The organism is Streptomyces sp. NPDC058198 (assembly GCF_042882605.1).
Lineage (GTDB): Bacteria > Actinomycetota > Actinomycetes > Streptomycetales > Streptomycetaceae > Streptomyces.
On sequence record NZ_JBHVVP010000001.1, the window covers coordinates 842,169 to 864,320 of the forward strand.

Annotated in this window: 18 protein-coding genes; 7 read left to right on the forward strand and 11 right to left on the reverse strand. The window is 70.6% G+C overall.

The window, feature by feature from the left end; genetic code table 11:
• Positions 1–24 precede the first annotated feature (24 nt).
• The 4 genes from ACFVWW_RS03740 to glgA all read right to left on the reverse strand — a co-directional run bounded on the left by ACFVWW_RS03740 (position 25) and on the right by glgA (position 4,265).
• The gene (locus ACFVWW_RS03740; protein ID WP_384190845.1) at positions 25–717 is read right to left on the reverse strand and encodes a GNAT family N-acetyltransferase; all 693 of its coding nucleotides are present in this window, start codon (positions 715–717) and stop codon (positions 25–27) included.
• Between the two features lie 92 nt (positions 718–809).
• Positions 810–1,730: an NADP-dependent oxidoreductase gene (locus ACFVWW_RS03745; protein WP_384190795.1), complete on the reverse strand. Its 921-nt coding sequence runs from the start codon at positions 1,728–1,730 to the stop codon at positions 810–812.
• A gap of 124 nt (positions 1,731–1,854) precedes the next feature.
• Complete coding sequence (gene glgC / locus ACFVWW_RS03750) at positions 1,855–3,072, reverse strand: glucose-1-phosphate adenylyltransferase (protein ID WP_384190797.1); 1,218 nt, start codon at positions 3,070–3,072, stop codon at positions 1,855–1,857.
• A gap of 11 nt (positions 3,073–3,083) precedes the next feature.
• The gene (gene glgA / locus ACFVWW_RS03755) at positions 3,084–4,265 is read right to left on the reverse strand and encodes a glycogen synthase (RefSeq protein ID WP_384190800.1); all 1,182 of its coding nucleotides are present in this window, start codon (positions 4,263–4,265) and stop codon (positions 3,084–3,086) included.
• 352 nt (positions 4,266–4,617) lie between these two features.
• Between glgA and ACFVWW_RS03760 the strand changes: the two genes are divergently transcribed.
• Positions 4,618–5,655 (forward strand): DMT family transporter, encoded by a 1,038-nt coding sequence (locus ACFVWW_RS03760; protein WP_384190803.1) that lies wholly within the window; start codon positions 4,618–4,620, stop codon positions 5,653–5,655.
• Here the strand turns inward: ACFVWW_RS03760 and ACFVWW_RS03765 are convergent.
• On the reverse strand, positions 5,536–6,828 hold the full coding sequence (locus ACFVWW_RS03765; protein ID WP_384190805.1) for a transglycosylase family protein: 1,293 nt from the start codon (positions 6,826–6,828) through the stop codon (positions 5,536–5,538). The genes ACFVWW_RS03760 and ACFVWW_RS03765 overlap by 120 nt on opposite strands.
• A 258-nt stretch (positions 6,829–7,086) precedes the next feature.
• Between ACFVWW_RS03765 and ACFVWW_RS03770 the strand changes: the two genes are divergently transcribed.
• Entirely contained in the window at positions 7,087–9,573 is a 2,487-nt protein-coding gene (locus ACFVWW_RS03770; protein WP_384190808.1) for a glycoside hydrolase family 3 C-terminal domain-containing protein, read from the forward strand.
• Positions 9,574–9,581: 8 nt separating this feature from the next.
• Positions 9,582–10,709: a LacI family DNA-binding transcriptional regulator gene (locus tag ACFVWW_RS03775; RefSeq protein WP_384190812.1), complete on the forward strand. Its 1,128-nt coding sequence runs from the start codon at positions 9,582–9,584 to the stop codon at positions 10,707–10,709.
• Between the two features lie 7 nt (positions 10,710–10,716).
• On the opposite strand, the gene ACFVWW_RS03780 is transcribed toward ACFVWW_RS03775, so the two are convergent.
• Positions 10,717–12,057: an ROK family protein gene (locus ACFVWW_RS03780; RefSeq protein WP_384190817.1), complete on the reverse strand. Its 1,341-nt coding sequence runs from the start codon at positions 12,055–12,057 to the stop codon at positions 10,717–10,719.
• Between the two features lie 142 nt (positions 12,058–12,199).
• Here ACFVWW_RS03780 and ACFVWW_RS03785 point away from each other — a divergent pair, with 142 nt between their 5' ends.
• From ACFVWW_RS03785 to ACFVWW_RS03800, 4 genes are read left to right on the forward strand one after another with little or no spacing between them, the layout of a single operon-like run.
• Positions 12,200–13,513 carry an ABC transporter substrate-binding protein gene (locus tag ACFVWW_RS03785; RefSeq protein WP_384190820.1) on the forward strand — a complete coding sequence of 438 codons (1,314 nt, stop codon included), beginning with the start codon at positions 12,200–12,202 and terminating at the stop codon, positions 13,511–13,513.
• Between the two features lie 10 nt (positions 13,514–13,523).
• Positions 13,524–14,531 (forward strand): carbohydrate ABC transporter permease, encoded by a 1,008-nt coding sequence (locus ACFVWW_RS03790; protein ID WP_384190822.1) that lies wholly within the window; start codon positions 13,524–13,526, stop codon positions 14,529–14,531.
• Positions 14,524–15,384 carry a carbohydrate ABC transporter permease gene (locus ACFVWW_RS03795; RefSeq protein ID WP_384190825.1) on the forward strand — a complete coding sequence of 287 codons (861 nt, stop codon included), beginning with the start codon at positions 14,524–14,526 and terminating at the stop codon, positions 15,382–15,384. Before ACFVWW_RS03790 ends, ACFVWW_RS03795 begins: the two co-directional genes overlap by 8 nt.
• Positions 15,385–15,404: 20 nt before the next feature.
• Positions 15,405–16,760 (forward strand): GH1 family beta-glucosidase, encoded by a 1,356-nt coding sequence (locus ACFVWW_RS03800; protein WP_384190848.1) that lies wholly within the window; start codon positions 15,405–15,407, stop codon positions 16,758–16,760.
• 112 nt (positions 16,761–16,872) lie between these two features.
• Here the strand turns inward: ACFVWW_RS03800 and ACFVWW_RS03805 are convergent, their stop codons facing one another.
• The 5 genes from ACFVWW_RS03805 to ACFVWW_RS03825 are packed head-to-tail and all read right to left on the reverse strand — an operon-like array spanning position 16,873 to position 22,046.
• Positions 16,873–17,817 carry a carbohydrate kinase gene (locus ACFVWW_RS03805; protein WP_384190828.1) on the reverse strand — a complete coding sequence of 315 codons (945 nt, stop codon included), beginning with the start codon at positions 17,815–17,817 and terminating at the stop codon, positions 16,873–16,875.
• Positions 17,814–18,803: a zinc-dependent alcohol dehydrogenase family protein gene (locus ACFVWW_RS03810; protein WP_384190831.1), complete on the reverse strand. Its 990-nt coding sequence runs from the start codon at positions 18,801–18,803 to the stop codon at positions 17,814–17,816. Before ACFVWW_RS03810 ends, ACFVWW_RS03805 begins: the two co-directional genes overlap by 4 nt.
• A complete protein-coding gene (locus ACFVWW_RS03815) occupies positions 18,803–19,711 on the reverse strand; it encodes a carbohydrate ABC transporter permease (protein WP_384190834.1) in 909 nt (302 codons plus the stop codon). The genes ACFVWW_RS03810 and ACFVWW_RS03815 overlap by 1 nt, the downstream gene beginning before the upstream one ends.
• Entirely contained in the window at positions 19,708–20,691 is a 984-nt protein-coding gene (locus ACFVWW_RS03820; RefSeq protein ID WP_384190836.1) for a carbohydrate ABC transporter permease, read from the reverse strand. Before ACFVWW_RS03820 ends, ACFVWW_RS03815 begins: the two co-directional genes overlap by 4 nt.
• The gene (locus ACFVWW_RS03825; RefSeq protein WP_384190839.1) at positions 20,688–22,046 is read right to left on the reverse strand and encodes an ABC transporter substrate-binding protein; all 1,359 of its coding nucleotides are present in this window, start codon (positions 22,044–22,046) and stop codon (positions 20,688–20,690) included. The genes ACFVWW_RS03820 and ACFVWW_RS03825 overlap by 4 nt, the downstream gene beginning before the upstream one ends.
• Between the last annotated feature and the right edge of the window lie 106 nt (positions 22,047–22,152).

Sequence of the window (22,152 nt, forward strand, 5' to 3'; positions counted from 1 at the left end):
GGGAGTCAACAAAATGCCAATATCTTATCCGGTCCCCGCACGTCGGCGCTCCACGGCCGGGAGACGCGCCCCGAGGAACGCGATCGGCCGGCGCAGCCGGAACCCCAGCGACTCGTAGAGCCTGATGGCGTTCGTGTTGTCCGCGGCGGCGTGCAGGAAAGCCGTGTCGCCGCGCTCGCGGATGCCGTCGGCGACGGCCAGGATGAGCCGTGCCGCCAGGCCCTGGCCGCGGAATTCGGGGGCGGTGCAGACCGCGCTGATCTCGGTCCAGCCCGGCGGCCGCATCCGCTCCCCGGCCATGGCCACCAGCGCGCCGTCGCGGCGGATGCCCAGATACGTACCGAGTTCGATGGTGCGTGACATGAACGGGCCCGGCTTGGTGCGTTCGACCAGGTCGAGGATCTCCGGCACATCGGCGGGGCCGAGGCGTACGGCCTCCTCGTCCGGCGCCGGCACCAGCCCGTCGGCCACCAGCTGGACGCCGTCGGCGCGGAAGGTGATCTCCCAGCCGGCGGGCGGCGGCACGTGGTATCCGGCGAGCGCGAAGGACCCGCCGGGCCCGGCGAGCGCGGCGACATCGGCCCAGTCGGCTTCGTCGGGCTCGTCGGGCAGGACGAGCCAGGGCGAGATCTCGGGCGGATAGCGCAGCAGCCGGCCGTGCCGCTCGGCGAAGTGGGCGTGCGGGCCGGTCAGCGCGGAACGCGCGGGATTGTCCAGCCGCGCGTCCCGCGGATCAGCGTCCCGCCGCTGCCCGTCCTGTCCGTCCTGTCCGTGCGGACCCCGGCACGGCGCGGCGCATTGCTGGGTGCTCACGCACCGACCTCGATCACGATCTTTCCCCGGGCATGCCCTTCCTCCACCGCGCGCAGCGCCTCGTCCGCACGCTCCAGCGGGAACGTACGCGTCACATACGGCCGCAGCGCGCCGCTGACGACGAGCTTCGCGACCTCGTCGAGGACCGCGGCCGTCCTGAGCCGTACGACCGCCGCGCCGCCCAGCCGTGGCACGGTCCCCTTGTCCGCCGCGCTGATCAGTTTCGTACGGTCCGCGAGCAGCGTGGCCGCGGCTTCGAGATCGGCGCCGCCCACCAGGTCGAGCACCGCGTCGACGCCGTCGGGCGCCGCGGCCCGTATCCGCTCCGCGAGATCCGGACCCGGCGGTACGTGGACCACGCCCAGGGACTCGACGAACTCCTTCTTGCCCGCGCTCGCCGTGCCGACGACCCGGATGCCGAAGGCGCGGGCGATCTGCGCCGCGGCCACTCCCACGCCTCCGCCGACTCCGATGATCAGGAGGGTGTCACCGGGGGGCAGGGCCACCTGGTTGACGGCGTCGTACGCGGTCGCCGCCGCGACCGGCAGTGCGGCCGCGTCCGTGAACGACACGGCGTCCGGCTTGTGCGCGGTGACCTCCACCGGCAGCAGGGTGTACTCCGCGTATCCGCCGGTGAGGGTGGAGCCGAACACCGCGTCACCGACGGAGAAGCCCTCGACACCCGCGCCGATCTCCTTCACCACGCCCGCGGCCTCGCTGCCGAGCACGGCAGGCAGCTCCGTGGGCGCGGAACCCGGCCGGCTGTAGCCGTTGCGCAGCTTCCAGTCGACGGGGTTGACGCCCGCGGCGCGGACGGCCACCAGCAACTGGCCAGGGCCGGGGCTGGGCGGCGGCAGGTCGATGAAGGTCTCCGCTTCCGGACCGCCGTGCTCGGTGAAGACATACGCCTTGGCCATGGGACTCTCGTTCTTTCGGCGACTCTGTCGGGCCGGGAGCCGGGTGCGCGGTAAGTGCGCGGCGCCTCGCCGGCCACGAGTGTAAAAGAGTGGGCGACGGTCCGAAATTCCCGGGGGCCCGCGCTCAGGCCACCACCTGGCCCTTGCCGAGCGCGATGATCCCGTTCTTGGAGACGGTGTACAGCTCCTGGTCCCGGCCGGGGTTGACGCCTATCGTCGCGCCCGGCGGCACGTCCACGTTCTTGTCGAGGATCGCGCCGCGCACCACCGCCCCACGCCCCACCCGTACGTTGTCGTGCAGCACGGAACCCTGCACCACCGCGCCCTCCTCGATCACCACGCCCGGGGAGAGGACGGAGCGGGTGACCTGGCCGCGGATCACACAGCCGGGGCCGACGATCGACTCGCCCGCGATCCCGCCCGCCACGAAGCGCGCGGGCGGCAGCTGCCCGGAGTGGGTGTAGATGGGCCAGCGGCGGTTGTCGAGGTTGAACACCGGATGGTGCGAGATCAGGTCCATATGGGCGTCGTAGTACGAGTCGAGCGTGCCCACATCGCGCCAGTAGCCGTGCTCGCGGGGCGTCTCGCCCGGCACATGGTTGTCCTGGAAGTCGTAGACCTGCGCCATCCCGCGCTCGGTGAGCATCGGCAGGATGGAACCGCCCATGTCGTGCACCGAGTTCGCGTCTTCGGCGTCCTGGTGCAACGCGTCGACCAGGACCTTCGTGGTGAACAGGTAGTTGCCCATCGAGGCGAAGACATGTCCGGGGTCGCCCGGCAGTCCCGGCGGATCGGTCGGCTTCTCCAGGAATCCTTCGACCTGGACGCCGTCCGCGGCGGGGGTGATGATCCCGAACGAGGACGCTTCGGCGCGCGGCACTCTGATGCCGGCGACGGTGACCCCCGCGCCGTTGTCGATGTGCTGCGTCAGCATCTGGCGCGGATCCATCCGGTACACATGATCGGCGCCGAACACCGCGATGTAGTCCGGCTGTTCGTCATGGACGAGGTTGAGGGACTGGAGGATCGCGTCCGCGCTGCCCAGATACCAGCGCGGCCCCAGCCGCTGCTGGGCAGGGACGGGCGTGACGTAGTTCCCGAGGAGGCTGGACATCCGCCAGGTGGTGCTGACATGGCGGTCCAGCGAGTGCGACTTGTACTGCGTCAGCACGCAGATGCGCAGGATGTCGCCGTTCACCAGATTCGACAGGACGAAGTCGACGAGGCGGTAGGAACCGCCGAACGTCACAGCCGGTTTGGCCCGGTCCGCAGTGAGCGGCAGGAGGCGCTTGCCTTCCCCACCGGCCAGTACGATCCCGAGCACCGAAGGTCCACCGCGCATCGCCGCTCCCTCTATTCGGACGTCAGAAGCTCCTGGTACAGCTGGTACGTACGGCGGGCCACCTGGTCCCAGCCGAACTCCCGTACCGCACGCTGCCGGCCCGCCGCCCCCATCCGGGCGGCCGACTCCGGGTCGTCGAGCACCCGGTTGAGCGCTTCGGTGAGCCCCGACTCGAAGGCTTCCGGGGCGCGTTCGTCGTACGGCACGAGCAGTCCCGTCGTCCCGTCGTCAACGACCTCGGGGATGCCCCCGACCGCCGAGGCGACGACGGCCGTCCCGCAGGCCATCGCCTCCAGATTGACGATGCCCAGCGGCTCGTACACCGACGGGCAGACGAACACCGCCGCGTGCGTGAGGAGCTGGACCACATCGGGGCGCGGCAGCATCTCGGGGATCCAGTGCACCCCGTCCCGCGTCCGCCCCAGCTCCTCGACCAGCTCACGGAACTCCTGGCCGATCTCCGTAGTGTCCGGCGCGCCCGCGCACAGCACCAGCTGGGCGTCGGGTTCGAGAGCGCGGGCGGCGCGCAGCAGATGCGGGACACCCTTCTGGCGGGTGATACGGCCGACGAAGAGCACGAAGGGCCGGTCGGGGTCGAGGCCGATCCGCTCCAGTACGCCGGTGCCGGGATCCGGCCGGTAGAGCCGGGTGTCGATGCCGTTGTACACGACACGCACCCGGTCGGGGTCGAGGGAGGGATAGCAGGCGAGGATATCGGCGCGCATCCCCCGCGAGACGGCGATGACGGCGTCCGCGCTCTCGACGGCCGTGCGCTCGGCCCAGCTGGAGAGGGCGTATCCGCCGCCGAGCTGCTCGGCCTTCCAGGGGCGCAGGGGTTCCAGGGAGTGCGCGGTCATCACATGCGGGATGCCGTAGAGCAGCTTGGCGACATGGCCCGCGAGATTGGCGTACCAGGTATGGGAGTGGACCAGCTCGCGCCCGTCGAGCGCGGCCGCCATCGCGAGGTCGACCGAGAAGGTGCGCAGGGCGTCATTGGCTCCGTCGAGACCGGCGGCGGCCAGGTGACGGAAGACTCCCGGGTCGCCGGCCCCGGCCGCGCCACCGCTGCCGCCCCAGCAGTGCACCTCCAGGTCGGTCAGCGACCGCAGCTCGCGCGCCAGGAACTCGACATGGACGCCCGCTCCGCCGTAGACATCCGGCGGATACTCGCGGGTCAGCAGCCCCACCTTCACGCCCGGCCCCCGTCCTCGTCAGTGATCGCAGCCCTGTCATGGTCACCCGGAATCCGTCCGTGCGGAAGACCACTGCGGCGGCGGGTCGAGGATGCGGCCCCCGCGAAGCCCGGCTGATCCACGTCTCCCCCTCTTCCGTCACTCCTCGTGACGCCTCATCGGCGTTGCGGCTTGACTCCGGCCGGCTCCCGGGTATCGGGATCGCCGGTGACCCACGCTCATCTCCTACCCCTGACCTGGGCGACCATCCATGGGAGGACTTCCTGCCCCTTCCCGTACTACGAGAGCAGTACGCCGGATTGACCTCTTCAGGACGACGACGAAAGCGCGCGGACGAGAGATCGTGGAAGACATGAGTGCACTCGCGCTGTCCGTGCTGCTGTCTCTGGTCTCCGCGGTCGCCTACGCGTCCGGGGCCATCCTGCAGGAGCGCGTCGCGGCGACCACCCCCGCCCGTCCCTATGCTCCCCTGCACCACGGGGTGTGGTGGGCGGCCGTGGCCCTGAACGGTCTGGGCGCGACCCTGCATGTCGTGGCGCTGGCGTACGGACCGCTCAGCCTGGTCCAGCCGCTCGGTGCGCTCACCATCGTCTTCGCGCTGCCCATGGCGGCGCTCTTCGTCGGCCGCAAGGCCGGGCGCACCGCCTGGCGGGGCGCGCTCATGGCCGCCGTCGGCCTGGCCGGGCTGCTCGCCCTCACCGCGGGCACCGATTCGCACTCGCTGGACGGCGGGGAGCGGCTGATTCTGGCCGCGGCGACCTTCGGCGGGGTCGGGCTGCTCTTCCTGGCCGCGCAGCTGGTGGGGCGCCCTGCCGTACGGAGCATGCTGCTGGCCGGCGCGGCCGGTGTCGCGTTCGGCATCGCCTCGGTCTTCACCAAGACCGTCGCCGTGGACTGGACCTCGGACCGGCCGACCGTACAGGTGCCGAGCCTGCTGGTCATCGCGGTCCTCGCGGCCGGTGGGCTGCTGCTCTCCCAGGCGTCCTACCGGGGCGCCGGGCTGGCCGCCCCGCTGGCCGCGGTCACGGTCGTCAACCCGGTGGTGGCCGCGGCCGTGGGTCTCACCCTGTTCGGTGAGCAGTTCCGGTACGGCGTGCCGGGCACGGTGCTGGCGCTGGGCTCCGGTGTCCTCGCGGCGGGCGGACTGATCCTGCTCACCACGGAGCGCCTCGGCGCCTCGCGGCAGAGCGGCGAGGCGGAGTCATCGCCGGAGGCCGCGCCCCACGCGGACCGATCACCCGAGGACGCGGGGCCGCCCTTCGGCATGCCCTCAGATGCGGGCGCCGCCCGCGCGCAGGTAGGCGAGGGGGTCGATGTCGGAGCCGTAGCCCGGCCCCGTACGCACCTCGAAGTGGAGATGCGGTCCGGTGCTGTTACCGGTGGATCCTGACCGGGCGATCCGCTGGCCGCTGCCGACCTGCTGGCCCTCCCGCACATTGAGCGCGGAGAGATGCGCGTACTGGCTGTACTTGCCGTCCGCGTGCCGGATGACGACCTGATAGCCGTACGACCCCTCCCAGCCGGCCGAGACCACCTGGCCGGCGGCGACGGCTTTGACCGAGGTGCCGGTGGGGACGGGGAAGTCGACGCCGGTGTGATAGCCGCTGGCCCAGGATCCCGCCTTGCGGTACGGGGTGCCGGTGGAGGCGGAGACGGGAGCGGTGAAGCCGCTCGTCTTCGGCTTCTCGGCGCGGGCGGGCGCCTTGGCCTGCTGCTTCTCGACCGGCTTCGGCTTGGCCGTCTGCTTGGGCGGCTCGGGCTTCTCGGCCTGCTTCGGCTTTTCGGTCTGCTTCGGCTTCGCGGTCCGCGCCGGCTGCTTCGGCTTCTCGGCCGGGACGGGCTTCGCCGTCTCCTTGGGCGGTGCGACCGCGCCGCCCTGGACCTGGAGGACGAGCTTCTGGCCCGGGAAGATCAGGTCGGGATCGCTGCCGATGAGCCGGCGGTTCTCCTCGTACAGCCGCTGCCAGCCGCCCTTGACCGATTCGTCGACGGCGATCTCGGAGAGCGAGTCGCCGCGGGCCACGGTGTAGGCCTCGCGCTGGGTCGGCACGGTGGTGGGCGAGGCGCTCTTCTTCGGCTCGCTCTTCGGGCGGCTCGGCTGGGCCTTCGCCTCCGCCCCGCCTAAGGCCCGGGGCGCGTTAGCGCCCTCGCGGGCCTTCTCCGGCGCGATGTCGGGCGCGTCGCCGCCGCGGGTCAGTCCGGCACGGACCGAGCAGCTGGGCCAGGCTCCGGGGCCCTGCCCCTTGAGCACCTTCTCAGCGACGGCTATCTGCTGGTCCTTGCTGGCCAGGTCGGCGCGCGGGGCGTAGTGCCGGCCGCCGTACGCCTCCCAGGTGGACTGGGTGAACTGCACCCCGCCGTAATAGCCGTTACCGGTATTGATCTGCCAGTTGCTGGTCGATTCGCAGGCCGCGACCTTCTCCCAGACATCGACCGACGCTCCGTGCGCCGTCCCCGCGGCGATGAGCGGCAGCGCCATTCCCGCGCCGCTCGCCGTGACGGTCAGCGAAGCGCGGTTGATACGGCTCGGCTGGTATCTGCGGTGCCGACCGGATGCGGCCATGACTTGGCTCCCCCACTGACAGGTAGGACACGTCGCAAGCGGCCAACTTAGGGGCTCGGCACGGACCCTGACAAGGTCTCAGCTACTCCCCGACCGCTTCTCGACACTCAGCGTGCCATCCCTCGGCCCGGTGTGCGGCCCGGAGCCCGATATTGGCTGCCATTGACAGGGTCGCCACCGTACGGAGAGGCTGTGCCGAGCGAGCGGGAGAGCGCTCTCCCATCGAGTGGGCGAATCGAGTGGGCGAAGGGGGCAGGCATGACCGGGGAAGAGATCGACCATCTGCTCGAGAAGCTGGATCTCCGGCAGAAGGTGCGCCTGTTGACCGGCGCGAGCAACTGGCGCACGCACGCGGAACCAGCCATCGGGCTGCGCGCCCTCACCCTGTCCGACGGACCGGCCGGGGTGCGCGGCGAGGCCTGGGACGAACGGGACACCTCCCTCGTCCTGCCGTCCCCGACCGCGCTCGCCGCCGCCTGGGACGAGGAACTGGCCACCGAGCTGGGCGGCCTGCTCGCCGCCGAGGCCCGGCGCAAAGGCGTCGACGTCCTGCTCGCCCCCACCCTCAATCTGCACCGGTCGCCGCTGGGCGGACGGCACTTCGAGTGCTTCTCGGAGGACCCGCTGCTGACCGGGCGCACCGGCGCCGCCCTGGTCCGGGGCGTCCAGGCGGGCGGCGTGGCGGCCACCCCGAAGCACTTCGTCGCCAACGACGCCGAGACAGACCGGCTGACGGTCGATGTGCGCGTCGACGAGCGAACCCTGCGCGAGGTGTATCTCGCGCCCTTCGAGGCGGCCGTCGAGGCGGGCGCCTGGGCGGTGATGTCCGCGTACAACCAGGTCAATGGCGTCACGATGGCCGCGGGACCGCTGCTCGACCGGCCGCTCAAGAGCGAGTGGGGCTTCGACGGCCTGGTCGTCTCCGACTGGGGGGCGGTCCGTTCCCTGCTCGACACCGCGCGCTCCGCGCAGGATCTGGCGATGCCAGGACCCGAGGGCCCCTGGGCCGGCGGGCTGCTCGCCGCCGTGGAAGCGGGCCTGGTCCCGGTGGAACGGATCGACGACAAGGTACGCCGGCTGCTGCGGCTGGCCGCCCGGGTGGGCGCCCTGGGTGATCCCCGTCCGGGGTGGCGGCCCGCGGCCTCTCCGTCCGCGCGGCGCGGGCTGCTGCGCCGGGCGGTCGCGGCCGGGACGGTCCTGCTGCGCAACGACGGAGATCTCCTGCCGCTCGATCCCGCGCGGCTGCGCTCGGTCGCGGTCATCGGCGCGCATGCCACGGCGGTACGGATCCAGGGCGGCGGCAGCGCGGAGGTGTTCCCCGCTTCGGTGGTCACCCCGCTGGACGGCATCACCGAAGCCCTGGACGGGAGAGCCGAGGTGACCTACTCACCGGGGCTGGCGCCGAGCGGTCTGCCCCGGCCGCTGGACCGTACGTGGACCCGCGATCCGCGCAGCGGTGAACCGGGCGTGCTGGTACGGCTGCTGGACTCCGCCGGCGCCGAACTCCACGCGGAGCACCGGCTGTCCGGCCGGATCGTGGAGCCCGCCAGGGTGGCGGGGGCGCGGACCGTGGAGATCCGCGCCCTGATCAGGCCGGAGCGGACCGGCGGCTGGACTCTCTCGGTCGGCGGCTGGGGACCGATGTCGCTGTCCGTCGACGGCCGGACGCTGCTCACCGGCACGTTCCCGCTGGACTCCGACGATCCGACCCGGGTCCATGTCGCCCCGCCCTACCGGTCCATTCGCGCCGAACTGACCGCGGGACAGGAGGTGGAGGTGGTCGCCCGGCGCGGTCTCGACCCCGGGACCGGCATCGCCACCCTCCTGGCCGCCGCCCCGCCCGAGGGCGACGCGGCCACGGCACTGGCCGCGGCCGTCGCGACGGCCCGGGACGCGGACGCCGCCGTGGTGGTCGTGGGGACCACCGAGGAGAGCGAGTCGGAGGGCCGCGACCGTGACACGCTCGCGCTGCCCGACGGACAGGACGAGCTGGTACGGGCCGTGGTCCTGGCCAATCCGCGCACGGTGGTGATCGTGAACGCGGGCGGCCCGGTCACGCTGCCCTGGCACACCCGGGTGCCCGCGCTGCTGCTCGCCTGGTTCCCCGGGCAGGAAGCCGGGCACGGACTGGCCGACGTACTGTTCGGACGCGCCGAGCCCGGCGGCCGGCTGCCGACCACCTGGGCGGCGGCCCAGGAGGATGTCCCCGTCCTGCGCACCCGGCCGGCGCACGGCCGGCTCCCCTACGACGAGGGCCCGCACATCGGGTACCGCGCCTGGCTGCGGTCGGCGGCCGCCCCCGCCTACTGGTTCGGCCACGGCCTGGGCTACACCAGTTGGTCGTACGAGGCGATGGACGCCCCGGACACCGTGACCGCGGGCGAGCCCTTCGAGGTACGGATACGGCTGCGCAACACGGGCGGGCGCCGGGGCCGCGAGGTCGTCCAGCTCTATCTGGCCGGGCCGGGAGCGGCGGCGGAGCGCCCCGTGCGCCGGCTGGTCGGGTACGCGGCGGTCAGCGCGGATCCCGGCGAGGAGGCCGTCGCGGTGGTACAGGTGGACGGGCGGGCGCCGGCCCACTGGTCGGCCGAGCGGCACCGCTGGGAGACAGAGCCGGGCGATCTCGTCCTGCTCGGCGGCCGTTCGGCCGGAGATCTGCCGGTCGGCGCCACGGTGAGGCTGTCTGACAGTGGCACCGCGCTCACCAGGGGCGACCACGGAGAGCGCTCTCCGCTGATGCTATAAATGAGGTCATGACGGAAGATCTGCGACCGGCCGGCGCACCCACCCTGGAGGATGTGGCGCGGGCGGCCGGTGTCTCCCGTGCCACGGTCTCACGAGTGATCAACGGGGTCCGCAATGTCGACCCGGTGATACAGGAATCCGTACGGCAGGCGGTGGCCGCCACCGGCTACACACCCAACCGCGCCGCCCGCTCGCTGGTCACCCGCAAGGCCGACGCCATCGCGCTGGTGGTCTCGGGCGCCGGGGACGACCCGGACCCGCAGGACCAGGCGGCCCCGGACTCCGTGCCGACGGGAAGCCACGGCGGCGAGGACAGCGGTGATCTCGGTGTCGGGAGCGGCTCCTTCACCGCGCAGGTCTTCTCCGACCCGTTCTTCGGCCGGGTGGTGACCGGGGTCGTCAATTATCTCCGGCCGCGCGGGATGTACCCGGTGCTGATGTTCGCCGAGACCGCCCGGGCCCGCGTCGAGGTCGTCTCGTACCTCCGTCAGGGGAACGTCGACGGCGCCCTGGTCGTATCGACCCACGCCGAGGATCCGCTGCCCGCTCTCATCACGGAGGCGGGGCTGCCCGCCGTTCTGTACGCGCGCCCCGCCCGGCCGGCCCGGATCAGTTATGTGGATCTCGCCCACCAGGACGGCGCGCGGCTGGCCGCCGAACATCTGCTGAAGCGCGGCTGCCGGCGAATCGCCACGATCACCGGACCGCTCGACGTGCCGGCGGGTCAGGACCGGCTGGCGGGCTTCCGGGACACGATGGCGCGGCAGGGCCATCCGTACATCCCCATCGCCGAGGGGCGGTTCACCCAGGAGAGCGGCGAAGCGGCCATGGAGCGGCTGCTGACCGAACACCCCGATCTGGACGGTGTGTTCGCGGCCAACGACCTGATGGCCGTGGGCGCCTGCCATGTGCTGCGGGAGCGGGGAAAACGGGTGCCAGAGGACGTCGCCGTGATCGGCTTCGACGACAGCAGCGTGGCGGCCGCCTGCCGGCCGCCGCTGACCACCATCAGACAGCCGGTGGAGGAGATGGCGGCGGAGATGGGCCGGCTGCTGCTGGACCGGCTCGCCGTGCCCGACCGTGCGGTCACATCAGTGATCTTCGAACCCACGCTGGTGGTCCGCGGATCGGCCTGAGTCCCGTTCAGCCCGACGTCTCTCCCGCGGTGGCCGGGGCACGCCGCCATCGCCGGGACGCGGCCACCCCGCCGGGGTCCGCGGGAACTGCGGGTCCTGGCACGCGGGGACGGCTGCCACCGCGCGCGAGGAACGCGGCGAGGGGCAGCGTGGCCGCGCCCACGGTGACCGCGTCGGGGCCGAGATGCCCCATTTCGATGGTGGTGCGCGCCGCCGCGTGACTGAGCGCGTACGCCTCCGCGTGGAGCCGGATCGCCGGCAGCAGATGCGGGCCGATCAGCAGTCCGGCCCAGCCGCCGAGGAGGATGCGCTCGGGCAGGAAGAGGTTGATCAGATCGGCGACGGCCGCGCCCAGGCACTCGGCGGTCTCGTCGAGGAGGGCGACCGCCACCGGATCGGGCGCCGGCCCGTCGGGTCCTGGGAAGGCCGCCTCCAGCAGGGCTGCCAGCGCCGTCTCGTCGTCCGCGTCGTCCGGGAGCGGCCCGCCCGCCTCGTACCACCGCTCGCGCATCGCCTCCGCCCCGGCGTACGCCTCCAGACAGCCGATCGAGCCGCAGCGGCAGCGGCGCCCGCGCATCTGCACGGTGGTGTGGCCCCATTCGAGGGCGCTGCCGCGGCCGCTCTCCTCGACGAGCGCGCCGCCGTGGATGACGCTCGCGCCGACACCGGAGCCGATGAGCGCGATGGCGGCCGCGCCGGTTCCCCGGCCGCCGCCGAACCACATCTCGGCCTGTCCCAGGGTCTTGGCGCCGTTGTCGATGAACAGCGGTACCTCGGAGGGCACTTCGACGGCCGCGCGGAGGAGCTTCTCGAACGGCACCTCGGTCCAGCCGATGGTCTGGCCGTGGACCACCGCTCCGTCCGGCCCGCCGCGTTCGATGATGCCGGGGACACCGATGCCGATGCCGAGGAGCTGCGCCGGGTCGGCCCCCGCGTCGCGCAGCACATCGGCGACGCCGGTACGGACATGGGACACGATGCGGTCGACGTCGTAGCCGTGCTGGGCCAGCAGGCGGTCGGTGCGGGCCAGTTCGGTGAGCGAGAGGTCGAACAGCTCGACACGGACCCGGGTTTCCCCGATGTCGATGCCGATGAGCAGGCCGCCGCCGGGGGCGACACGCAGCAGGGTACGGGGACGGCCGCCGTCGGAGTCGACGACACCGGCCTCCTCCAGAAGGCCTTCGGCGGCGAGTTCCGCGACGACGTTGCTGATGGAACCCGAGCTCAGACCGGTGGCGGGGCCGAGCTCCTGGCGGCTCAGCGGGCCGTCGAAATACAACCGTTGCACAACCCTTGCCCGATTGCCCCGCCGCAGGTCACGCACTGTCCGTCTGTTGCGCTCTGCCATGTTGCTCCTTCCGTGGACGCAACATACCCCGGTCGCAGACCTTGACGCGACCTTCTCTCACCTCTTAAATCACGTCATAAATTAAGTCATGGAGGCCGTTCGACTTCCGAACGCTGCCACCCCCGGAAAGGGGCCGTCTCACATGCGCAGTATCAGAGCCGCAGCAGCCGTCACCATCGTCAGCGCCCTCGCAGCCGTCACCGGATGCGGCGGCGGTTCGTCGTCGGAAGGCGGCGGAAGCAACGAATCACCCAAAACCCTCACCTACTGGGCGTCCAACCAGGGGCCCAGCATTGAGGCGGACAAGAAGATACTCACCCCCGAACTCAAGAAGTTCGAGGAGCAGACCGGGATCAAGGTCAAGCTCGAGGTCGTGCCGTGGGCCGATCTGCTCAACCGGATCCTGGCCGCCACCACCTCCGGTCAGGGCCCCGACGTCCTGAACATCGGCAACACCTGGTCGGCCTCGCTCCAGGCCACCGGCGCCCTGCTGCCGTGGGACCAGAAGAACTTCGACGCGATCGGCGGCCGGGACCGCTTCGTCGACTCGGCGGTCGCCTCGGCCGGCGCGGAGGGTCAGGACCCCGCCGCCGTGCCGCTGTACTCGCTGGCGTACGCGCTGTATTACAACAAGCAGATGTTCGCCGACGCGGGTATCTCGAAGCCGCCGGCCACCTGGGACGAGCTGGTCGCCGACGGCAAGAAGATCTCCAAGGACGGCAAGTGGGCGCTCGGCGCCGAGGGTGCGAACCTGTCGAACAACATCCACCAGGTGTTCGCCCTCGGTAAGCAGCACGGAGCGGACTTCTTCGACAAGTCGGGTAAGCCGACCTTCACCTCCGACGGTGCTGTCGCCGCCGTGAAGCAGTACGTCGACTTCATGGCCAAGGACAAGATCATCGCTCCGGGCAACGCGGAGTACGCCCAGAACCAGTCCCTCCAGGACTTCTCCAAGGGCAAGACGGCCATGGTCCTGTGGCAGGCCGCGGCCTCGACCTTCGCCTCCCAGGGCATGAAGCCCGAGGACTGGGGCGTCGCACCGGTTCCGGTCCCGGCCGGCACGCCGGGCGCCGGCCAGAGCACCAACTCCATGGTCGCCGGCATCAACATGGCGGTGTTCAAGAACACCAAGAACGTCGACGGCGCCAAGCAGTTCGTGAAGTTCATGACGAGCGACGCTGAGCAGAAGCTGCTCAACAAGACGTACGGTTCGATCCCGCCGGTGAAGGCCGCCCAGGCCGACGCGGCGTTCTCCGCCCCCGACCTGAAGGTCCTGCGCGACACCCTCTCCACCAGTGCCGCCCCGCTCCCCCAGGTCCCGACGGAGTCGCAGTTCGAGACCACCGTCGGCACGGCCGTCAAGGAGCTGTGGGCCGACGCGGCCGCCGGCCGTCCGGTGACCACCGAGTCCGTGAAGGATCGCCTGAACAAGGCCCAGCAGCAGATGCAGCAGTGAGGCTCACTCCATGACCGCCACCGTGACACCAAGTCGTGCGGACAAGGCGGGCAGCGGGGAGAGCCGGGGCAGTGGGGATGCGCGCCGTAAGTGGCCGCGCATCCCCGACCGGATCCGCCGCGGCGGCCTGCCCTATCTCCTGCTGCTGCCGGCTGTCCTGCTGGAACTCCTCGTCCATCTGATCCCGATGATCATCGGGATCGTGATGAGCTTCCGTCAGCTCACGCAGTTCTACATCAGCAACTGGGGCAAGGCCCCGTGGACGGCGCTGGACAACTACAAGGTCGCCGTCGACTTCGACGCGCCGATCGGTCAGGCGCTCCTCCACTCCTTCTATGTGACCTGCGCCTTCACCGTGCTCGCCGTCGGGCTGTCCTGGCTCTTCGGCGTCGCCGCGGCGATCATGCTGCAGGAGAACTTCCGTGGCCGGGGCTTCCTGCGGGCCATCTTCCTCGTCCCGTACGCCCTGCCCGTGTACGCGGCCGTCATCACCTGGGCGTTCATGTTCCAGCGTGACAACGGTCTGATCAACCATGTCCTGCACGATCAGCTGGGCCTCACCGACGAGCCGTCCTTCTGGCTGATCGGCGACAACAGCTTCATCGCGCTGGTCGTCGTCGCGGTCTGGAAGTCCTGGCCGTTCGCGTTCCTCATCGTGATGGCGGGCCTGCAGAACATCCCGCGTGAGCTGTACGAGGCCGCGTCGATCGACGGCGCCGGCGTCTGGCAGCAGATCCGCCGGATCACGATGCCGTCGCTGCGCCCGGTCAACCAGGTGCTGGTGCTCGTCCTGTTCCTCTGGACGTTCAACGACTTCAACACGCCGTACGTGCTGTTCGGCAAGTCGGCGCCGGAGGCGGCGGATCTGATCTCGATCCATATCTACCAGTCGTCGTTCGTCACCTGGAACTTCGGCGCCGGCTCCGCGATGTCCGTACTCCTGCTGCTCTTCCTGCTGGTGGTCACGGCCGTCTATCTGCTGTTCACCACTCGGGGAAGGAAGGGCGAAGATGCCTAGGCCCAGGTCTCCCATCGCACCGCCGCAGTCCTTCATCTGGACCCGGCGGGTCGTCCTGACGCTGCTGGCGGTCTTCGCGCTGCTGCCCGTCTATGTGATGATCAGCAGCTCGCTGAAGCCGCTCCAGGATGTCTCGGGCAAGTTCCAGTGGATCCCGAGCGGGCTCACCATCCGCCCGTACTTCGACATCTGGGACACCGTTCCGCTGGCCCGCTACTTCGTCAACTCGCTGATCGTGGCGGGTGCGGCGACGGTGCTCTCCGTGGTGATCGCGGTGTTCTCCGCGTACGCGGTGAGCCGCTACCGGTTCCGCGGGAAGCGGGTCTTCACCGTCACGGTGCTGTCCACCCAGATGTTCCCGGGCATCCTCTTCCTGCTCCCGCTGTTCCTGATCTTCGTGAACATCGGGAACAGCACGGGCATCGCCCTGTACGGGTCGCGCGGCGGGCTGATCCTCACCTATCTGACGTTCTCGCTCCCCTTCTCCATCTGGATGCTGATCGGCTACTTCGACTCCATCCCGAAGGACCTGGACGAGGCCGCCATGGTGGACGGCTGCGGGCCGTTCGGCGCTCTCTTCCGGGTGGTGGTGCCGGCGGCGGTCCCCGGCATCGTCGCCGTGTCCGTCTACGCGTTCATGACGGCCTGGGGCGAAGTCCTCTTCGCCTCGGTCATGACCAACGACACCACCCGTACCCTCGCCGTCGGTCTGCAGGGCTACGCCACCCAGAACGACGTCTACTGGAACCAGGTCATGGCCGCGTCGCTCGTCGTGAGCGTGCCCGTCGTCGCCGGGTTCCTGCTCCTCCAGCGCTACCTGGTCGCCGGACTGACCGCGGGCGCCGTCAAGTGACCACTTCAGAAAGGCAGTCCGTGAACGACCTCAACGCCCTTCCGGCCGACTTCACCTGGGGCGTCGCCACCGCCGCGTACCAGATCGAGGGAGCCGTGGCAGAGGACGGCCGCGCCCCCTCGATCTGGGACACGTTCTCCCACACCCCCGGCACCATCGACAACGGCGACAACGGGGATGTGGCCTGCGACCACTACCACCGTGTCCCCGAGGACATCGGGCTGATGAAGCAGCTCGGTGTCGACGCGTACCGCTTCTCGCTGGCCTGGCCGCGGATCGTGCCCGGCGGCGACGGGCCGGTGAACAAGGCAGGACTGGCCTTCTACGACCGGCTGGTGGACGGTCTGCTGGAGGCGGGCATCACCCCGTTCGCCACGCTCTACCACTGGGACCTGCCGCAGGCGCTCCAGGACCGGGGCGGCTGGCCGTCCCGCGACACCGCCGAGCACTTCGCCGCATACGCCTCCGTCGTCGCCGAGCGCCTCGGTGACCGGGTGAAGGACTGGGCGACCCTGAACGAGCCGCTGTGCTCGTCGTGGATCGGCCATCTCGAAGGCAAGATGGCGCCCGGGCTGACCGATCTCACGGCCGCCGTGCGCACCTCGTTCCATCTGCACCTCGGGCACGGCCTGGCCGTGCAGGCGATCCGTGCGGCCTCCTCGGACGCCCGTATCGGCATCGTCAACAACCTCAGCCCGATCGAGGCGGCCAGTGACAGCGACGCGGACCGCGCGGCCGCCGTGCGGGCCGACGGCCACACCAACCGCTGGTGGCTCGACCCGATCCACGGCCGCGGCTACCCGCAGGACATGCTCGACCTGTACGGCGTGGACCTGCCCGAGCGCCCCGGCGATCTGGAGACCATCGCGGCGCCACTGGACTGGCAGGGACTGAACTACTACTTCCGCCAGATCGTCCGGGACGACCCGACCGGCGCCGCTCCGTTCGCCAAGCAGGTCGACGTGGCGGACGCCCGCCACACCCACATGGGCTGGGAGGTGCACGCGGACGGTCTGGAGCAGCTGCTGCTCCGGCTGACCGAGGAGTACGGCGCGCGGCGCATCTACGTCACCGAGAACGGCTCGGCCTTCCCGGACGTGGTCCGGGCGGACGGCACCGTCGACGACCCCGAGCGGGTCCGTTACCTGGAGGAGCACCTGACGGCCTGCGCGCGGGCCGTGGAGAAGGGCGCTCCGCTGGCCGGGTACTTCGCCTGGTCGCTGCTGGACAACTTCGAGTGGGCGTACGGCTACGACAAGCGGTTCGGTCTGGTCCATGTGGACTACGAGACCCAGCGCCGCACCATCAAGGGCAGCGGTCACCGCTACGCGGACATCATCCGCGCGGTGTCAGGACGGGGCCGCGAGGCCGCCTGACACCGGTCCGGGAAAGACCGGAGCCACCGCCTCCGGGGGGAAGAGCGGTGGCTCCGGCTGTTCGGGGGGGCTGGTCCGTCCGACGGATGCCGGACGGGCCGTGGGGGGCCGCTCAGCTACGGGCCGGTATCGAGGGTTCCGTACCGGTCTGCGCGCAGACGGAGGCGGCCACCTGGGAGGCGAAGCCCAGCATCTCCTCCACGCGGTCGGGCGGCAGCCGGTCCACGCCGCCCTCGCGGTGCGCGCCGTTGGTGGTGAGCCAGTGCAGGACAGCCGCCATGAAGGCGTCCCCGGCGCCGATCGTGTTGACCACGTCGACGGGCACCGCGGGCACGGACACCGGTTCGCCGGAGCGGGTGTAGGCCGTGCTGCCCCGGGCGCCGCGGGTGAGCACCACGAGCCGGCCCTTCCCCGCCAGCCGCCGGCAGGTCTCGTCGGGGTCGGTACCGGGCCAGAGCCGCTCCAGGTCCTCGTCGCTCGCCTTGATGACGTGCGCGAGGGAGCACAGCTCCCGGAGCCGGCGCGCGCTCAGCTCCGGATCGAGCGTACGGTCCTCGCGCACATTGGGGTCCACCACCAGCAGGGAGCGCTCGGCGCCCGCGCGTGCGGTCGCCGCCACCGCCTCGGCCGCCGGTTCGACGACCGCGGCGAGTCCGCCCACGTACACCGCGCCGAACCGGTCCACCTCCGCGGCGCGGTCCGTGATCCGGAAGGTCGCCGTGTCCTGGAGGTGGAAGTGGTAGCCGGTGCCGTCCGGGCCGGGGTCCGCGACCGCGAGCGCCGTGGGAAGCGGCGAGCGTGCGCAGAGGCCGAGTTCGGTACCGGCGGAGACCAGCCGCTGTTCGATCGTACGGGCGAAGCCGTCGCCGCCGAGCGCGCCGGCGAACCAGCTGGGCGTGGCGAGACGGGCCAGCCCGGCAGCGACATTGGCGGGCGCGCCGCCGGGCTGGGCGCGGTGTGTCTCCGGATCGCCCGGCGACGGGACGAGGTCGATGAGCGCCTCTCCCATCACCAGGACGGCGCCGGGACCGATGCCGGCGGCGGGGCCACCGCTCACGGCTGCACCACGATCTTGCGGCCCTGGCCCGCCTTGAACCGGTCGATCGCCTGCGGGTACTGCTCCAGCGGCAGCCGGTCGCTGATGAACACCGCCGGGTCGAGGACCCCGCTGGCGAAGAGCGCGGCGGCCCGCTCGTAGCTGTGCAGCACCGCCATGGAGCCGGTGATGGTGATCTCCTGGTTGTAGATGCGGTACGGCTCGATGACCGCGGTCGTCGCGTAGTCGGCGACCCCGAACTGCAGGAACGTTCCTCCCTTGGCCACCCGGCCGAGGCCGTCCTGGATGGCTCCGGCGTTGCCGGTGGCATCGATGACGACGTCCCAGCCGCCGGGCCGGTCGAACTCCTCCGCCGTGGCGGCGGAGCGCGAGCAGCCGAGCTGGGCGGCGGTCGCCAGCCGCTCCGGGTTGATGTCCAGGATATCGACTCCGGCGGCGCCGGTGCGCTTGGCGAGCTCCAGCATCATCAGGCCCATGGTGCCGGAGCCGTAGATCAGTACCTCGGCACCGAGGGTGGAGCTGAGGACGTCATATCCGCGGACCGCGCAGGACAGCGGCTCGATCAGCGCCGCGTCCCGCACGTCGACATGGTCGGGCAGCCGGACACAGTTGGCCACGGGCGCCACGGCGTACTCGGCCGCTCCCCCCGGCTCCGTGACTCCGATGGCCTTCCAGCGGTCGCACAGGTTGCCCCGCCCGGCCCGGCAGTAACGGCACTCGTTGCAGTGCAGTGAGGGATCGACGGCGACCTTGTCACCCACCGACAGTTCGGTGACATCGGAGCCGATGCCCACGATCTCACCGGCGAACTCATGACCTGGCACGATCGGCAGGGTGGGCGCGAACTCGCCCTGGAGAATATGCAGATCGGTGCCGCAGAGTCCGCACGCGGCGACGGCGACAACCACGTCCCGGGGGCCCGGGGTGGGGTCGGGAACCGTCGTGACGGAGACCTTGCCGACGGCTTCGACGATCGCTGCCCTCATTACTTAACAGCTCCAAGAGAAAGGCCCTGGACCAGCTTGTCCTGGGCGGCGAAACCGGCGGCGAGCACCGGCAGGGAAACAACGACGGACGCGGCGCACAGCTGGGCGAGGAAGAGACCCTGGCTGGTCACGAAGCCCGTCAGGAACACGGGGGCGGTCTGAGCCGTCACCCCGGTGAGCACCCGGGCGAAGAGGAGCTCGTTCCAGCTGAAGATGAAGCAGATCAGCGCGGTGGCCGCGATACCGGGCGCGGCCACCGGCGCCACCACCCTGGCCAGGACGGTCGGCAGCCGGGCGCCGTCCACCTGCGCGGCCTCGATGATGGAGACCGGCACATCCGCGAGGAAGGACTGCATCATCCACACCGCGATCGGCAGATTCATCGAGGTGTAGAGGAGGACGAGCAGCCAGATGTTGTCCAGCATCCCGATGTTCTTCGCGAACAGGTACACCGGCAGCAGTCCGGCGACGACCGGCAGCATCTTCGTGGACAGGAAGAAGAACATCACGTCCGTCCACTTCTCCACGCGCTTGATGGAGAGCGCGTACGCCGCCGGGAGGGCGAGCACGAGCACGAACAGCGTGGAGAACAGCGACGCGGTCAGGGAGTTGATCAGGGGCGGCCAGGGGCTCGCCCCGCCTCCGGCGCCGAAGAACACCCGGTAGCTGTCGAGCGTGAGCCCGGCGGCGAGCGACGGCGGGTTGGTCGCCGCGTCCGCCTCCGAGTGGAAGGAGGTGAGCAGCATCCAGAGCGCCGGCAGACAGAAGAGGATGCCGACAATCCAGGCCAGCACGCCCAGTCCGGCGGACCGCCGCCTGGCCCGCCGGGTGGCGGGTGCGTACGGATCGATGCGGGGCCGTGCGGTGGCGGCGGACTTCGGGGTTTCCGTCGCGGAGTGCGTACTCATGCGCGGTTCGCCTCCTCACTGAAGAGGGACGAGACCACCCGCAGGGCGAAGGTCGCGATCACGATCGTGCCGATCACGACGACCACTCCGGCGGCGGAGGCCAGTCCGTACTCGTGAGCCTGGTAGAAGGTCTGGTAGATGGTGTACGGAAGGTTCGCGGTGCCCAGTCCTCCCGAGGTGAGGGTGAAGACCGCGTCGAAGTTCTGCACGATGTAGATCGAGCCGAGCAGGATGCCCAGCTCCAGATAGCGGCGCAGATGCGGCAGGGTGAGGTAGCGGAACGCCTGCCAGCCGGTCGCGCCGTCCAGCTTCGCCGCCTCCGTGATCTCGGCGGGCCTGCTCTGCAGTCCGGCGAGCAGGATGAGCATCATGAACGGCGTCCACTGCCAGATGAGGGAGGCCTCGACCGCCAGCAGCGGCATGTCGGAGATCCAGTCCGGCTGGGCCGGGGCGGAGTCGCCGAACAGTCCGGCGAACCAGGCCCACGCGCCGTTCAGCAGGCCGTACTCGGGGTTGTAGAGCGCGTGCTTCCACAGCAGCGCCGCCGAGACGGGGACCAGCAGGAACGGGGTGATCAGCAGGGTGCGGACAAAGCCACGGCCCATGAACTTACGGTCGAGCAGCAGGGCCAGCAGCAGTCCGAGGACCACGCTGACGATCACGACGCTCGCGGTGAGCAGGACCGTGGTGAACACCGAGTCGCGCAGGCTCGCGTCGCTGAACACGGACCCGTAGTTGGAGAGCCCGGCGAAGGCGCGCTCGTCGGGGGCGAGCGAGTTCCAGTCGAAGAGCGAGATCACCAGCGTGGCCACGAAGGGCAGCTGGGTGACGGCGACGAGGAAGACGAGGGCGGGCAGGAGGGGGGCGCGGGTGGCCCAGGCGCGGGCCCGTCCCGAGGCCCCCCGGCCGGCCCGCCGCTGCGGGGAGGGGCGCGACGCGCCGGCCGGGGACAGTGGGGGTGTGCTGACGGAGGTACTCACCGCTGCTCCTCGCCCACCTTCTCGGCGAGCGCCTGCGAGACCTTCAGCGCCTCGGCGACCGACTTCTTGCCCGCGATGGCCGCGCTGATCTCCTGCGAGACCTTGGTGCCCAGGTCGGTGAACTCCGGGATGTCGACGAACTGGATGCCGACCGTCGGGCGGGGCTGGGTGCCCGGGTCACGCGGGTTGGCGCTGGCGATGGCCTGCTTGGTGACGTCGGCGAACGCGGCCGCGTCCTTCAGGTAGTCGGGGTTGGCGTAGGTCGAGGCGCGCTTGCCCGCGGGCACATTGGCCCAGCCGATCTTCTCGCCGACGAGGTTCTCGTACTCCTTGCTGGACGCCCAGGACATGAACTTCCAGGCGCTCTCGGTCTTGGTGGACGCCTTCTGCATGCCCCAGGCCCAGGTGTAGAGCCAGCCGGAGCTTTCCGTCTTGTCCACGGGCGCCGGCACATAGCCGATCTTGCCCTTGACCGGGGAGCCCTTCGCCTCCAGCGATCCGGCGCCGGCGGTGGCGTCGTACCACATGGCGGTCTTGCCCTGCGTCATGTTGTTGAGGCACTCGGCGTAGCCGGACTGCGGCGCGCCCGCCTCACCGTGCTTGCGCACCAGGTCGACATAGAACTGGGTGGCCTTGGTGAACTCCGGGGAGGTGAGCTGAGCCTCCCAGTCCTTGGTGAACCAGGTGCCGCCCATGGTGTTGACGACGGTGGTCAGCGGCGCGATGACCTCGCCCCAGCCGGGCAGTCCGCGCAGACAGATGCCCTTCATGCCCTTCTCCGCGCCGTCCGCCTTGGCGGCGAGATCGGCGACCTCCTGCCAGGTGGGCTTCGCCGGCATCGTCAGGTTCTTCGCGTCGAAGACGTCCTTGCGGTACATGAGGAAGGACGACTCGCCGTAGAAGGGCTGGCCGTAGAGCTTGCCGTCCTCCGCGGTCAGGGACTCCTGGAGGGGCTTGAGTATGTCGCCCTGGTCGAAGGCCTTGTCCTTGGCGGTGTAGTCGTCGAGCGGGTGCAGCCAGCCGTTCTTGGCGTAGAACGGCACCTCGAAGTTGCTGATCGTGGCGACGTCGTACTGACCGGCCTGGTTCGAGAAGTCCTGAGTGATCTTGTCGCGGACGTCGTTCTCCGGCAGGACCGTGAAGTTGACCTTGATTCCGGTCTCCTTCGTGAAGTTGTCCGCGGTCAGCTTCTGCAACTCGACCATCTGCGGGTTGTTCACCATGAGCACGTTGAGGGTGTCATCCCCGCCGGAAGAGGTGCCGCCCGCGCCGCTGCACCCCGCGAGGAGCGCCGCCAGGGCCGCGCCCGCGCCCACACGCACGCTGATTGCACGTCGTCGTTGCTGGAGGGGCATGAGATTCTCCTGATCATTCGATGGTGCGTAAGGGGTTCTGGGGACGTGTCCGCCCCGCCTCCCGGCCTGTCGGGCGGGGGCCATGGGCACACGTGAGGGGGTTGGT

Excerpts from the sequence above, each read along its gene's own strand:
- ACFVWW_RS03770 (WP_384190808.1), top strand. The coding sequence starts at position 7,087 with ATGACCGGGGAAGAGATCGACCATCTGCTCGAGAAGCTGGATCTCCGG.
- ACFVWW_RS03745 (WP_384190795.1), bottom strand. The coding sequence starts at position 1,730 with ATGGCCAAGGCGTATGTCTTCACCGAGCACGGCGGTCCGGAAGCGGAG.
- ACFVWW_RS03795 (WP_384190825.1), top strand. The coding sequence starts at position 14,524 with ATGCCTAGGCCCAGGTCTCCCATCGCACCGCCGCAGTCCTTCATCTGG.
- ACFVWW_RS03810 (WP_384190831.1), bottom strand. The coding sequence starts at position 18,803 with ATGAGGGCAGCGATCGTCGAAGCCGTCGGCAAGGTCTCCGTCACGACG.
- ACFVWW_RS03790 (WP_384190822.1), top strand. The coding sequence starts at position 13,524 with ATGACCGCCACCGTGACACCAAGTCGTGCGGACAAGGCGGGCAGCGGG.
- ACFVWW_RS03815 (WP_384190834.1), bottom strand. The coding sequence starts at position 19,711 with ATGAGTACGCACTCCGCGACGGAAACCCCGAAGTCCGCCGCCACCGCA.
- ACFVWW_RS03780 (WP_384190817.1), bottom strand. The coding sequence starts at position 12,057 with ATGGCAGAGCGCAACAGACGGACAGTGCGTGACCTGCGGCGGGGCAAT.
- glgC (WP_384190797.1), bottom strand. The coding sequence starts at position 3,072 with ATGCGCGGTGGACCTTCGGTGCTCGGGATCGTACTGGCCGGTGGGGAA.
- ACFVWW_RS03785 (WP_384190820.1), top strand. The coding sequence starts at position 12,200 with ATGCGCAGTATCAGAGCCGCAGCAGCCGTCACCATCGTCAGCGCCCTC.
- ACFVWW_RS03825 (WP_384190839.1), bottom strand. The coding sequence starts at position 22,046 with ATGCCCCTCCAGCAACGACGACGTGCAATCAGCGTGCGTGTGGGCGCG.
- ACFVWW_RS03765 (WP_384190805.1), bottom strand. The coding sequence starts at position 6,828 with ATGGCCGCATCCGGTCGGCACCGCAGATACCAGCCGAGCCGTATCAAC.
- ACFVWW_RS03775 (WP_384190812.1), top strand. The coding sequence starts at position 9,582 with ATGACGGAAGATCTGCGACCGGCCGGCGCACCCACCCTGGAGGATGTG.
- ACFVWW_RS03760 (WP_384190803.1), top strand. The coding sequence starts at position 4,618 with ATGAGTGCACTCGCGCTGTCCGTGCTGCTGTCTCTGGTCTCCGCGGTC.